Source organism: Pirellulales bacterium, assembly GCA_035656635.1.
GTDB lineage: Bacteria > Planctomycetota > Planctomycetia > Pirellulales > JADZDJ01 > DATJYL01.
Genome location: DASRSD010000074.1, coordinates 19,696 through 33,504 on the forward strand (window position 1 = coordinate 19,696; position 13,809 = coordinate 33,504).

The 13,809-nt window shown below is 56.7% G+C and carries 8 protein-coding genes; 3 read left to right on the forward strand and 5 right to left on the reverse strand.

Features of this window, described 5'->3' with window-relative positions:
- Nucleotides 1–585 precede the first annotated feature (585 nt).
- The 4 genes from VFE46_06965 to VFE46_06980 are packed head-to-tail and all read right to left on the reverse strand — an operon-like array spanning nucleotide 586 to nucleotide 6,526.
- On the reverse strand, nucleotides 586–2,781 hold the full coding sequence (locus tag VFE46_06965) for a substrate-binding domain-containing protein (GenBank protein ID HZZ27734.1): 2,196 nt from the start codon (nucleotides 2,779–2,781) through the stop codon (nucleotides 586–588).
- Nucleotides 2,756–3,709 carry an ABC transporter permease gene (locus tag VFE46_06970; protein HZZ27735.1) on the reverse strand — a complete coding sequence of 318 codons (954 nt, stop codon included), beginning with the start codon at nucleotides 3,707–3,709 and terminating at the stop codon, nucleotides 2,756–2,758. The genes VFE46_06965 and VFE46_06970 overlap by 26 nt, the downstream gene beginning before the upstream one ends.
- Nucleotides 3,710–3,730: 21 nt before the next feature.
- Nucleotides 3,731–5,236, reverse strand: a complete 1,506-nt coding sequence (locus VFE46_06975; protein HZZ27736.1) for a sugar ABC transporter ATP-binding protein — start codon at nucleotides 5,234–5,236, stop codon at nucleotides 3,731–3,733.
- A gap of 9 nt (nucleotides 5,237–5,245) precedes the next feature.
- Nucleotides 5,246–6,526, reverse strand: coding sequence for an L-rhamnose isomerase (locus VFE46_06980; GenBank protein ID HZZ27737.1), 1,281 nt, complete (start codon nucleotides 6,524–6,526; stop codon nucleotides 5,246–5,248).
- Nucleotides 6,527–7,210: 684 nt separating this feature from the next.
- On the opposite strand from VFE46_06980, the gene VFE46_06985 reads away from it, so the two are divergent.
- The 3 genes from VFE46_06985 (at nucleotide 7,211) to VFE46_06995 (ending at nucleotide 11,752) form a co-directional block, all read left to right on the forward strand.
- Nucleotides 7,211–9,382: a peroxidase family protein gene (locus VFE46_06985; protein HZZ27738.1), complete on the forward strand. Its 2,172-nt coding sequence runs from the start codon at nucleotides 7,211–7,213 to the stop codon at nucleotides 9,380–9,382.
- 213 nt (nucleotides 9,383–9,595) lie between these two features.
- Nucleotides 9,596–10,930 (forward strand): hypothetical protein, encoded by a 1,335-nt coding sequence (locus VFE46_06990; protein ID HZZ27739.1) that lies wholly within the window; start codon nucleotides 9,596–9,598, stop codon nucleotides 10,928–10,930.
- A 228-nt stretch (nucleotides 10,931–11,158) separates the two neighbouring features.
- Nucleotides 11,159–11,752 carry a glycine zipper domain-containing protein gene (locus VFE46_06995; GenBank protein HZZ27740.1) on the forward strand — a complete coding sequence of 198 codons (594 nt, stop codon included), beginning with the start codon at nucleotides 11,159–11,161 and terminating at the stop codon, nucleotides 11,750–11,752.
- A 74-nt stretch (nucleotides 11,753–11,826) separates the two neighbouring features.
- Here the strand turns inward: VFE46_06995 and VFE46_07000 are convergent, their stop codons facing one another.
- Nucleotides 11,827–13,491 (reverse strand): polymorphic toxin-type HINT domain-containing protein, encoded by a 1,665-nt coding sequence (locus VFE46_07000; GenBank protein HZZ27741.1) that lies wholly within the window; start codon nucleotides 13,489–13,491, stop codon nucleotides 11,827–11,829.
- Nucleotides 13,492–13,809 lie beyond the last annotated feature (318 nt).

A 13,809-nucleotide genomic window follows, 5' to 3' on the forward strand; every position in this document is an offset into this window, starting at 1 on the left:
TGATTTTCTGCGGCACGAGTTTCGCTTAGCGGCGCGATTTTCCACTCGTGGCTCAATTTGCTGCTGGGATTCAATGCTGCAGTTTGATATAGTGTACATAGGTATAGTTTCCTATTTCGTTCCTGTTGCGGCCGAATGGCTGGTCGATGTCCGACCGAAGGAGTCCACAGTGCTTCTTTTGCTGGGGGCTCGGCGGCACTCGACCCCAGCACCTTGTTGTTTACAACCCCACGACAATCGTCCCGCACGTAATTCGGGTTGTCGCCTATTTGGAATAAAAATCGATGTAGCGACGGCTGTCCCCAGCCGTTTTGTTCAAGGAAGTTGCGGGCGTCTGAGGACAGACGCCACTACATTTTCTAAATTAGGCGACGCCAACAATTACCGGAAATTGACATGCTTGAACGTAAATGCAATCCGTTTTGTCACGCGTCATCCGGCGGCAGGCTGCAAAGTTGCAGTGCGCACAGCGCACGGCGGCCGACGAATCGACGCCGTTTTGTCTCGAAAATAAAAATCTGGGGTAAAACCAATTGTTGGGCAGCATCTCTCGGTCCGCGATGGTCGCCCCTGCTGCAGGCCGGCTCAAAAATCGAACTTATCGATGTTCTCTTTATTGAAGGTGAACGGCACGCCGAGCATGACGTTGTCTCCCTTCACTTCCATGTTGCCCAAGCGGCCGGCAACCAGCGTGGTGTCGCCCGGCTTCAGCATGCCACCGGCGATGGCATTGGCGGTGTAGACCGTGAGATAGCCCAAATCCATGGTGTTCCACAGCACCACGGCGTCGGTAATGCCCTCGTGCACGTACAGTTTGTTATCGTTGGGCAGGCCCAGGCCGATGACCTTCACGTCGCTGCGGCCCGATTGTTTGACCGCTTCGGCGGCGCCGGGCACAGCGGGCGAGCAAATCGCCATGATCAACCGCACGTCGGGGTAAGCATTCAAAATGGTATTGGTGTCGTCGAAGGCTTGTTTCTGCTTGTCGTCGCAGGGCAAGATGGTCGCCAATTTGACGTCAGGATATTTCTGGGCCCGGCGTTCTTCAATGTACTTTTGCCACTCGATCATGTTGGCCGCGGTGAGCGATGCGGTAATGATGGCGAATTCCCCCTTGCCGCCCAAAAGGCGGCCGGCATGGTCCATCAGCGTGTAGCCAATGCCTTGCGGCGTGGCCTGATTAACGAAGAACTCGCGGGCGGTAGGCTCCGCATCGGCGTCGAACGTAATCACTTTGATGCCGTGCTGCTGGGCTTTGCGGAGCACGTCGGAAATGGCGGCGCGGTTTTCCACCGCCACGGCAATCACATCGACGCCGCGGGTGATCCACGTATCAACAATTTCGCTTTGCTTGGCCGGGTCGGGATCGGTGGGCCCGTCCCACAGCAAATTGATGTTCAGTTCGTTGGCTGCTTCATCCGCGCCTTTTTTACAAGCGATGAAGTACGCGTTCCCTTTGCTCTTGGGCATCATGGCCACGGTCAGTTTTTTGCCGTGGATTTGGCTGGCGTAATTCGCGGTTGTGGTTTGAGCCGCCGCAGTGGCGTGATTGCTGGAATCATTCGGGTTGGCGGCGGGAGCGATGGCGTGGTCGCCCGAGGGCGTGTTCGCGGCCGTGCCGCTGGAAGTGTGTTCCATTGCCGGCGGATGCTCCACCAAATCGCGCACCAGCAACCAATTGCTGGCGGCGACAATCGCGGCGCCGATCAAAATCACCAAGCACAACATGGCCACTTGCGAATTCTTCACTTCAAACTCCTCGCTGGCAAAAGAGATAGATTTTGCGCCGCGGCTTCCCCGAGTGCTCAGCCGCTCCATGCTTATCGTGACCAACAACAGCCCGCCCATCAAGATGCCCGCCAACTCTGCCGGCTGATCGGCCAATCGCAGGCCGTTTTCCAACACGGTAATGGCGAACAGGCCCAGCACCGTTCCTTGAATGGTGCCCCGGCCGCCGAAAATGGAAGTGCCCCCCAAAACCACAGCGGTGATGGCCTTCAATTCGTAGCCGGTGCCGGCGTCGGCTTTGGCCTGCCCCAGGTGGGAGACGTAAATGATCGCCGCCAGGCTGGCCGTGATTCCCGACAGTATATACACGAGGTTCAGTCTTCGCCGGATCGGAATGCCGGCGTGCAGCGCGCCCTCTGCGGAAAACCCGATGGCGTACAGGCCGCGGCCAATCGTGCTGCGCTGCAGGAGCATCCAAAAGCAAATTGCCACGGCGATGAAAATCGGCAACTGCGTGGGAATTTTATCGAACGAGTAGCCCTGCCCCAAAAACAAAAAGCTGCTGGAAAAGCCAGTGAAATTATCGACGCTGTGAGTCAGGCCTTCGGCCAACCCGCGAAACAGCGAGTACGTGCCCAGCGTAACAATCAGCGGCGGCAAGCGCAGCCGCGTAATGAGCAGCGCGTTCAAGCTGCCGGCAATTGCGCCAACTCCCAATGCTCCCACGGCCGCCAGCGGAATGGACCAATGCGCATCGCGCCACAACATACCGAACAACACGGCTGATAAACCCATGAGCGAACCAACCGAAAGATCGATGCCGCCGGTGATGATGACGGGCGTCATGGCTACGGCCAACAGCCCGATTTCGGCGCACAACCGCGTGACCTCGAAGGCGTTGCCCCAGGTCATAAAGTTGGTGCCAATGGCGCAGAAAATGGCGATTTCCGCCGCCAGTACGGCGGCCAGCACAATTTCGTGCGTGATGCGGAAGCGGCGGTTCAAGGCCGCTTCGCTGATCGCGCCGTTAGGCGGCGACAGTTCCGAGGCCATGGCGTCTCCGTTTGAAATTAAACGCATCGGACGCGACGGCAATCAAAATGATCGCGCCCTCGAACACTTTTTCCCACGAGGAATCGATTTTGAAAAACACCAATGCCGGTTCGATGGTCGACAACAGCGCCACGCCGAACAACACGCCGATCAGCGTGCCCCGGCCTCCGGAAACGGCCACGCCCCCCACGACCACCGCGGCAATGACTTCCAGTTCCAATCCTTTGCCGGCCGTCGGATCGACCTGCGGCAACTGCACCACTTCCAAAACCGAGGCCAACCCGGTGAGCGCGCCCATCAACACAAACACGCTGAACACGACGCGCTTCGGCCGCACGCCTACCAAAAATGCGTTTTCCGGCTCCGAGCCCGTGGCATACACTGCCCTGCCCGCAGCCACATACCGCAAGCCCCAAGCGAAAATCAAAAACATGGCTGCCGCCACGCCGACGACAATTTCCTGCCCCACGGTTTGACTTTGTCCGAACCATTGAAATGCATTGGGCAGGCCGCGCACAAACTCTCCTTGCCGCCACCAACTCAGGCTGTCGCCAAAGATGAACCAGGTGGCCAGCGTGACCACAATCGAAGGAAGGCCCAACACGGCGACGAAAAAACCGTTCAGAGAACCCATCGCCGCGCCTGCCAACATGGCACCGATGGCGGCCAGCGGCATCGGTAGCCCGGCTTTGGCCAACAACCCCGTAACGACGCCGCAAATCGAAAGCTGCGCGCCGATGGAAATATCGATGTGCCGCGCCAGGATGACCAGCGTCATGCCGACCGCCGCTACCAGCACCGGTGAGCTTTTCACCACCTGGTTGCGAAGTTCGGACCCCTGATAAAACGCCGGCGCCTTCCAGGCCAAGATGCCGAGCAACACGGCATAGGCCAGCGCCACCGAAAGTTCGCGTTTGAATTGTCCCATGATCGATTTCAAATTCTTGTGCTATTGAACCGCAGTTTCAATATGGCCCAGCGCCAAAGCCAAAACTTTTTCTTGAGTGGCGTCGCTTCGATCCAAGTTGCCCGTGACCGTGCCACCGTGCATTACGACAATCCGATCGCTCATGCCGAGAATTTCCGGCAATTCGGAGGAGATCATCAATATCGCCATGCCGCGGGCGGCTAATTCGCCCATCAGGCGGTGGATTTCGGCCTTGGCTCCCACGTCGATGCCTTGTGTCGGTTCGTCCAAAATCAGAAGTTTCGGTTGTGTAGCCAGCCAGCGCGAGATGGAAACTTTTTGCTGATTTCCACCGGACAGGTCACCGACGGGCGTATCGAGCGAAGCCGTTTTAACCGACAGCCGCTGAACGTAATCGGCCGCCAGTCTGCGTTCTTGGCGAAAGTTCATCCAGCCGTGCGATGACACCCGGTTAAGCACCGCCAACGTGGCATTGGTGGCCACCGGCATTTCCAAAATCACGCCATGCCGACGCCGATCTTCCGGCACGTAGGCAATTCCCAATTGAACCGCGCGGGCCGGGCTGTGGATGGCCAGTGGTTTGCCGCGCCACAAAATTTCGCCTTCGTCAGCCGGCGTAAGCCCAAACAGCGTGCGCGCCAATTCGGTGCGTCCTGCGCCGACCAACCCAGCCAGCCCCAAAATCTCGCTCGTGCGAATTTGTAAGCTGACCCCCTGCACGCCCGATTCTCGGCAGCCAAGATTGCGCAACTCCAGCAGCGTTTCGCCCAGCGGCACGGTTTGCTTTGGGAAAATTGCGGTCACTTCGCGGCCGACCATCAGGCGAATGAGCTCGGCGCGGTCGACATCGGCCATGGGCCGCGTGGCAATCGAACATCCATCGCGCAGCACTGTTACCCGATCGGCAATTTGATGCAGTTCTTCCAGCCGATGCGAAATGTACACAATGCCCACGCCTTGGGTGCGCAAATCGCGAATCACTTGCAGCAAGCGATCCACTTCGCGATCGGAAAGCGAAGCCGTGGGCTCATCGAGAATAAGGATGCGTGCATTCGCGCCCAGCGCGCGGGCAATTTCGACCAGTTGCTGCTCGGGCATCGAAAGCGTATGAACTTGTGCATCGGGCGAAATGTTAGCCCCCACGCGGCTCAGCAATTCCCGGGCGCGTTTCCGCCGCGATTTCCACCGCACGGTCCGCCAGGCGCCGCGTTCTTCCAGGCCCAGCGCAATGTTTTCGGCGACCGTCAAATCGGGCAGCAGCGCCGGCCGCTGATAGATAACCGCAATGCCCAAGGCCCGTGAAATGACCGGATCGTTGGCGTTGATTACTTGGTCAGCAATTTGCAGCGTACCGGAATCGGGCTGATGCGCGCCGCTGACGATTTTAATGAGCGTCGATTTTCCCGCTCCGTTTTCGCCAACCAGGGCATGCACTTCGCCGGGCCGCAGCTCAAACGAAACACCTTTCAGCGCATGCACGCCGGCGAACGATTTGCGAATGTTTTCAAGCTTGAGCAGCGTGTTCAACGAGAACCCCTAGCTGCGTTTAACCAAAACGGTGTGTTCGTAACCGCGGATTTCATTCACCCAGGACTGCTCCGAAGGCACATTTTGCTGTCGGCAGTAATAATCCCACACGGCGCCGGCAGGAAGCGATTTCAATTCTTCCAACATGGCCAACCGTCCAGTGTAATCGCCAGCAGCTTCCATTTCACGTAGCTTTTTAATGGGTTCCAGAAGTGCGGCCAACAGCGCTTTGAGCATCGCCCGCGTGCCGATGACCCAAGCGGCCACGCGGTTAATGCTGGCGTCGAAATAATCCAAGCCAATATGCGTGCGGCCCAAGTAATCGCCGCGCACCAGTTCTTGGGCAATCGCGTACAAATCGTCGGTTTGCGTGACAACGTGATCGCTGTCCCAGCGGACGCCGCGGCTAACGTGCAACAGAATTCGATCCAGCCATTGCAGTACGGCGGAAATTTTATCAGCCAGCGATTCGGTCGGATGGTAATGGCCGGCGTCCAAACAAACCAGCTTGCGACGCGACACGGCATAGCCCAAGTAAAATTCATGCGAACCGACGACGTAACTTTCCGAGCCGATGCCAAATAGCTTGCCCTCGACGGCATCGAGATTGTGCTGCGGATCCAGCGGCTCGGCGAAAATGGCATCCAGCGATTCGGTCAGCCGGCGGCGCGGCGAACTGCGATCGACGGGCATGTCTTTGAAGCCGTCGGGAATCCAGACGTTGGTGACGCAGGGCGAACCGAGCGCTTTGCCCATCGCAGCGCCAATTCGGCGGCAAGCGATGCCATGCTCGATCCAATACCGGCGAATGCCGGCATCGGCGTGCGCCAGCGTGAAGCCGTCGGCAGCTTTCGGGTGGGCAAAAAATGTGGGATTAAAGTCCATTCCCAGGCGGCGGTTGCGGGCCCACTCGATCCAGCTTTGAAAATGCTTCGGCTCCAATTGATTTCGTTCCACGCGCCGGCCGCCTGTATTGGCCGGATCGACGTAACAGGCGTGCAAATTGATGCGGTGCCGGCCGGGAATCAACGACGTAGCCTTTTCAAAGTCGGCCCGCAATTCTTGCGGCGTGCGTGCGCGGCCGACATAATTGCCGGTGACCGCCAAACCGCCACCCAATTCGCTGCCCGTGTTTTCGAATCCGCCGACATCGTCCCCCTGCCAACAGTGAAGCGAAATGGCAATGCCCGCTAGTCGAGACAAGGCACTGTCCACGTCCACGCCCAGTTCGGCGTATTGCTCTTTGGCAAGTTGGAAGGCTTGCACGATTCGACGCTCAGAATCCGCCACGATAGGCTCCTGCTGCGAACGCACACGGACAAGAAAGACGGCTTGGCGAGAGCGGAGAAGATGCTGTCAGCGAGCATGAGCTTTATAATCGCTTAAACCTCGCGCCAGCCTCCCACCCAATTTCACTAACGTAATAGATGTGAATATCCAACTCAAGGGTCAGCGGCTCAGCTACGGAACGTTTGCGCCGACGAATTCACCGTGTCGCCAGCGTGTTCTCCAGATTTCTTCTCGATTTCTGAGTTTTGAAAAAAATTCGCGCGCACATTTGCATGGAATTTCGTTACGCAAATTTTTTGTTGCAGTTGCAATTCCCCCACGCCCCCATTTCCAGCGTGCTCGAAAAAAATGGTTGACAAAGTTACACCGCGCTGATAGTTTCGCAAATGCAGGGGACGAACCCGCCTTTTTTTGACGAGCTGGCACTCGTTGCTTTTCTTGTTCCGCGGGAAGTTGGTTACATCGCACGCCTCTGCCCCGTCGCACCAATCGGTTTTTGCACCAGCGCGAGAATAAATTCAGTGGCGCGCTGACGGCGCTAGCTTTCCCGCGGCAACAATAATAGACGGAGCTTATCTAAATCCGGCGCAGTCACTGCGCCGGTGTGGGGATTTTTCTATGTGCACGTTCGTGCACTTTGTTTAAGAAGGGGCTTTTTCATGCGCCAATCGCCAGGAGTAAACCATGAGAAAGATGAAAAACGGAACCAGTCGTTTGATCGAGCTTCTCGAAGCCGCCGCACTCACAGGGAGTTTCAAACCGCAAAAGAGATTCAAATCCAACCTCCATGGCCCGGAAGAGCTGGAAAAACGAAATATGATGACAGCATCCAGCGCGCTGTCCATTCTGCCGTCGGAGCCCATCAATGGAGTTGGCAATAACGTTGCCAATCCCACCTGGGGCGCAGCCGATACCGATTTTAGTCGATTGGCTGCCGCACTGTTTGGCGACGGCATTTCGTCGCCCAATGGCCAATCGCTTCCTTCAGCACGGACTATTTCGAATTCGATCGCCGATCAGGATCTGGCTGGCATCGAGCAAGATTTGAACAACACCCGGGGCATGTCCGACTTCGTGTATGCTTGGGGCCAGTTCATCGATCATGACATCGACCTGACCGAAGGCGGCTCGGTGGCGATGAACATTCCCATTACCGCGGGCGATGCGACCTTCGATCCGACCGATCAGGGCGATCTTTCCATTGCCTTTGATCGGTCACAAATTGCGACCGGTACCGGCGTCAGCACCCCCGCACAGTACGTCAACAAAATTACATCGTATATCGACGGCTCCATGATTTACGGTTCCGATGCGGCCACCGCAGCGGCGTTGCGCACCTTCTCGGGCGGCCTGCTCAAGACCAGCGCCGGCAATTTGTTGCCGTACAACACCATGGGTTTGAACATGGCCGACAACATTGGCGTGCCAGAAGATACGTTGTTTGCAGCCGGCGATGTGCGCGCTAACGAGAACGTTGAATTGTCGAATCTGACCACGCTGTTTGTCCGCGAGCACAATTCCCAAGCGGCTTTGCTGGCCAAGCAGCATCCCACTTGGACCGACGAGCAGCTTTACCAAGCGGCGCGACAAATCGTGATTGGCGAAATTCAGTCGATCACCTACAACGAGTGGCTGCCGGCCCTCATGGGCAACCACGCGCTGACGCCGTACAAGGGTTACAATGCGAATGTCAATCCGTCGATTAGCGTCGAGTTCTCCAGTGCCGCGTTTCGGCTGCACACGCTGCTGGACGATGATGTGGAGTTCGTCAACAACAACGGTACTCCCAACACCAGCATTGAAGGGGGCGAGCTGCCCTTGGCCGCCGATTTCTTTCAGCCCCAGATCGTTGCCATTCCCGGCGAAGTGGCGGCCAATTTGAAGTACTTGGCCAGCGACTTGGCTCAGGACGTGGACGAGCAGACGGTCGACGGACTGCGCAATGCTCTGTTTCCCGATGCGCCGATCTTGGGCAACGTTGAGGTGGGAGCGAGCGATTTGATTGCCGACGACATTCAGCGCGGGCGTGACGAGGGAGATCCGACATATAACCAAATGCGCATTGAGCTGGGCGAAAGGCCGGTCACGTCTTTTGCGCAAATTACGTCGAACCCTCAGTTGCAGGCGGAGCTGAAGCAAATTTACGGCAACGTCAACAACGTCGAGTTATTCGTGGGACTGATGGCCGAGAATCATTTGCCAGGGTCTTCGCTTGGTCAAACAGAACAAGCTATTCTGGCGCAACAGTTCCAGGCGGTCCGCGATGGCGATCGTTATTTTTACGCCAACGCAGATTCGCCCCAGCTGGTGAATCAATTGAATAACACCACGCTGGCGCAGATTATTGAGCGGAACACCAGCATCACCAATCTGCAGCAAGATGTGTTCTTGTTCCGCGCCTCGATTTCGGGAACCGTTTCCAACGGCATGTTCCAGACCAATCCTTCACCGTTTGGATTTGGTGGACCGAGTGGCGGATTTGGTGGCGGTGGATTTGGAGAAGGTGGATTCGGCGGCGGGGGATTCGGCGGCGGTCAAAATGGCCAAGGAGTGGCTGGTATGACTGTCAATTTGATCGACGCAGATGGGGATATGGTTGCCACCACCACGACCAATGCTCGCGGTCAATACAGTTTCAATGTCACCGAAGCTGGGCAGTACCAGGTGCAATTGGCCGCGGCCCATGCTACGCAAGTGCTCAGCAAGGTTGTAGGAATTACTCGGGGAGATCTGTTTCTCAACGGTATTGATTTCCAATTGCAATTGCCCGGTCGGGGCGGACATGGTTCGGGAATAAGTTTTTGGAATGCCCAGGACGATTCGAATGAGAATTGGTCGTGGGACAACTGGTCCTGAGCTAACAGGTCGGTTGGTTCTACCGGCGTTGGGTGCGCAGGCGGAGTCTTCGCTCGCATCTTTCTGCCCGGTAGAGCCAAGGGGCTAGAACACAGCAAGCGACACGCGGCGGTGGGAATCGCTAGGCGCTAGGGGCGGCCTCCGCTTACAATGGTGGTAACACGCCGGCGTTATTTCCGTTGCTCGCCACCTACCTTTCAGGACGAATTATCGATGCACCGCCCAATCGCCGCCGCGGGTTCGCAAACAGATCGTTGGAGATTCCGTGGGCTCGGCAGTGCCGCATCGATAGCCATGATTTTCGCGCTGGCTGCGCCGGTAAATTCGCTCGCCGATGAGAGCGGCGCGGCAAGTCAAAACCCGCTGGGTGCATCAAATAGCGCCAAATCTGGCGATCCTGCGACAACTCAGCCGAAGGACGATGTGGCCAGTCTGATTAAGAAATTAGGGGACGATTTATTCGCCGTCCGCGAAGCGGCTGCCAACCAATTGGCCAAAAATGGAATTGCCGCCAGGCCACAGTTAATGATGGCGCTATCAAGCTCCGATGCTGAGGTGCGCTTCCGCGCGCGTCACATCTTGGCCGTAGTGGTGGAGGCCGATTTTCAAAAACGTCTGGCGGCATTCAGTGCCGACATCGATGGCAAGCAAAATTTGAGCATGCCCGCCTGGACAGCATTCAAGCGTGTTGCGGGCGGCGATCCGGCGGCGCGCGATGTTTTCGTCGAAATGCAACAATCGGAATCGACATTGTTGGAAGCGTATGAAGAAGGTCCAAAAGCCGCAGCCGAAATGTTGCGCATGCGGGCGGCATCGGAGCCGACAGTGAACGTGGGCCGTGGCCGAACCGTCGTTCAACCAACGGTTTCAAATTTAGGTTCCATCCTGACATGGTTATTGGTCGTCAGCGATCCCGACGTGCCACTCAGTGACGACATCACCGCCTATGCCATCCAATTGCCGCGGAAAAAAATTATCCAGGAAGCCGCGCTGAATAGCTCCCACGACACGAATCCGCAGCGCGAGGTGTGCCGAAAAGTTTTAGGCCGCTGGATGCAACGCAACGATTTGGCCAGCCCGCTGATGATGCAAAATCTGATTTATGCGGCGGAGTTTAATTTGAAGGAAGGAGTCACGCCTGCCGCGGCGGTGCTTAAGATGCAACAATCGCCAGCTAATTTCAAGTCGATGGCGCTCTTAATAATCCAACGGTTCGGCACGAAAGAACACCTGCCGCTGGCACAGGCGCTGCTGGAAGATCATCAACTATGTTTCGACGGTGTCGGCAATAATCAGCCCACCCAAGTGCAATTACGCGATGTCGCTTTGGTCACCACGATTGTGCTTTCCGAGCAAGATCCCACGAAATTTGGATTCGATCATTTTGTGCCTTTAGGCCATTCGCTTCCCAATCTTAACACCATTGCCTTCGCCAGCGACACCGATCGCCAAGCAGCCTTCCAAAAGTGGCAGGAATGGCAAGCTGGGCAGAGACAAGCAATGGGCGAAAAGCCGGCGTCGAAATCGGGATCGGAAAAGACCGAATAACTGATTTGTTTATCCCATTTTGACATCTAGCATTCGTAACTTGCCGATAAATACCAAGGCGAGTTGAGAGGCAGTGCTGATAGCACACGGATGGTGCGGCTTCTCTTGACGCCTGTCGCCGAACCTGAGAAAAGACCTGCCCGTCCATGCGTTTGACGCGCAGCCGATGTCTTTCTCAGTTGCCGTCAAATGGTCGGATTCACGTCGAATTGGAAAGAGGATGTTCCAATGACCCGCGTTATGTCGTGCTCGTTTGTGACCTTGTTGGCAGCTTGTGTCGGTTGTCATTCGCCGTATTACGCCGATCAAGGCGCGCTGGCCGGCGGCTTGGGAGGCGCGGGTTTGGGTGCGCTCATCGGCAGCGCTAGCGGACATACTGGAGCCGGCGCCGCCATTGGCGCAGCAGCAGGCGCCATTTCCGGCGGTTTGGTGGGGGGCGCGCTCGACAACATCGACGCCAAGAACCGCGCACAAATTGCCGCAGCCACCGGCCATCCCCTCTCTGCCGTCAGCGTGAACGATGTAATTGCCATGACCCGCTCGGGCATCGACGAGCAAATTGTAGTGAATCAGATTGCCACTTCCGGGCTGCAACGGCCGCTCTTAGCCAACGATGTTATTTATTTGCAGCAGAACGGCGTTAGCCCGCACGTAATTTCGATTATGCAGCAAACGCGCGTGGCCGTGGCCTCGCCACCGCCGGGCACCGTGGTTGTTCCTGGCGGTCCGCCGCCGGTTGTCGTGGCCGATCCTTACTGGGGTCCGCGCTATTACCATCCCTATTACGGCCCGCGCTACGGCGTCACCGTGATCGAACGGTAAGCGTCCGGCGTCATCATCGAATCAGCGGCTGCTTTCTGGGCGGCTTTGCTGCGCAGATTTGTAATGAGCAAGCGCTACTTCGCTTCGGCCAAACCCGGAACCGTGGCCAGGGTTGGCCCACGCAGCAAATTGTCATGCACCAGCAGTTTCGCGCCGCTGACAAAGTAATCGTGAAAATCGGCCACGACTAGGTTGAAGCACACGGCCTCATCGCTCGGCTCCGCGCTATCAATCTGCACCATCCCATGCGCCGTGTGTAACCATTGGCCCGCTTTTAGTTCCTTGGCCATTTGCCAGCCAATGCCGTCGACCCAAAACGGATGCCCCTTTGCACACCGAATAATTTGCTCGCCAAGGCAAATCTGAATTAAAGGGCTAATCGGGCGCACGAACGTGCCCACCACTGGTTTGTAGGCAATTTCTCCAGTTTCCGAATTCTGCGCCAGCACTAGTTCCCCAACTTTGATATTTTCAATCTGCATCGGGCCGGTCATCGTCCACACTGGGGTGCCAGCGACAAAGCAGTCAGCTCGGCGGACAATTTGAGTGAACTCCGTCGGTTTCTCCGGCGGGGAATAATATTCGTTTTCATCCAGCCACCAATTCCACCATGCCGAGGGTTCATCTCCGAGTTGCTGACCGGTCGCCGTTTCTAAGACTGTCGCCAGGACCGTGTTAAACTTTGCGGCATTTTCATTTAGGCTTTCCACCTGCTTCAAAGTCACCATTTTTTGTTCGAGAAACATGAACTGCGTATGCGTGCCACGGTGCCCAACCACGTTCTCGATACTTTCTAGTCTGTTCTCTGTGGGGCCCTCCTGAAATAGCAGCAGTCCGGAATTTAACCGCGACAAATTTTGCACCTCGTCGGTCACTTGGATCGGTGCGCGAAGTGCCGACACCAAAACCGGTACATACGAGTACATGGATCGCGATCTCAAATCGTATGCTGCGCCTTTTCGCACTTCATCATACGGAGAATATAGTGCCATTCGCACGAGCGCATCTGTCGCGGCCTGCTGCGTCATGGCTGCCAAACTCGCGATGACTGCATTGCCTACTGCGATTCCGCCATTGGACAACTCTTTTTCCAAGCTAGGAATGGCCGCAGGATCGCGGATGGCACGAATATTGTTGAGCATATCGTCGTGCGAAGAGTTCGGGTGATTTTGCAGTTGTTGACGCCAGCTATAAATTCGTGATTTCCATTCTTGAGAATCGGTCATCAATTGTCTGTCTCGGTCCCTCACATCATCAAGCTGCGCCTTAGGAATCATTTCTCCGCGGTATTCTACTAAACCGAGCTTGCCAATTGCTTCCTTATTGTTCGGATCCAGATCGAGCGCGAACAGCAAGTGTGCCCGCTGCTGTTCTTTGAGGCCTGCCTTTTCGCACCAGCGGGCCAAATTGAGTTGCTCGTCGGCTGTGGCGCCGGCTTGATCGCGCAGTTGGCGATACTCGTCCAACTTGGCCGAATGCGCATCGTGCTTGGCGGCTTCGTCAATCGATACCCAGCCCGTGTTCGATTTTATTTCGCCCCGTTGCCAATGCGCTGCCGCATAATCGGGCGCAATCGCCAGCGCTTGTTTCAACAGCGTATCGCACTCGGCGGATTTACCATCCGCTTCCGCTTGCAACGCCTGCTGCACCCACTTCGCCGCCTGATCGGCTTTCACATTCGCTGGCTGCGCCGCTGGTTGCTGTTTGCCTGCCGCCGGAGCATCTGCTGCACGGCACATCGCCGCTCCCAAAACCACGGCACTAAAAGCCAGCGCCGCCAGTACGCTACCAAGCTGCCCACATAGCTTCCCAAGCAGGCGAGTCTGTTCACGTAGGCGAGTCTCTCCGAGACTCGCAGTCGCGTTTCGGAGAAACGCGACTACGCGAAACGCCGCCAATGCGATGCCACAAGCATTATTCGCAAAAGAGTTCCGCATGGTTGCCTCCTGCCGGAAACCGGCATTACGATGCGGCAGATTCGATCGACCCACGAAATTCTCTGTACCCCACGATCATCCCTATCCGCCCGAATTCTACCAAACCTCAGGGGGATTTGT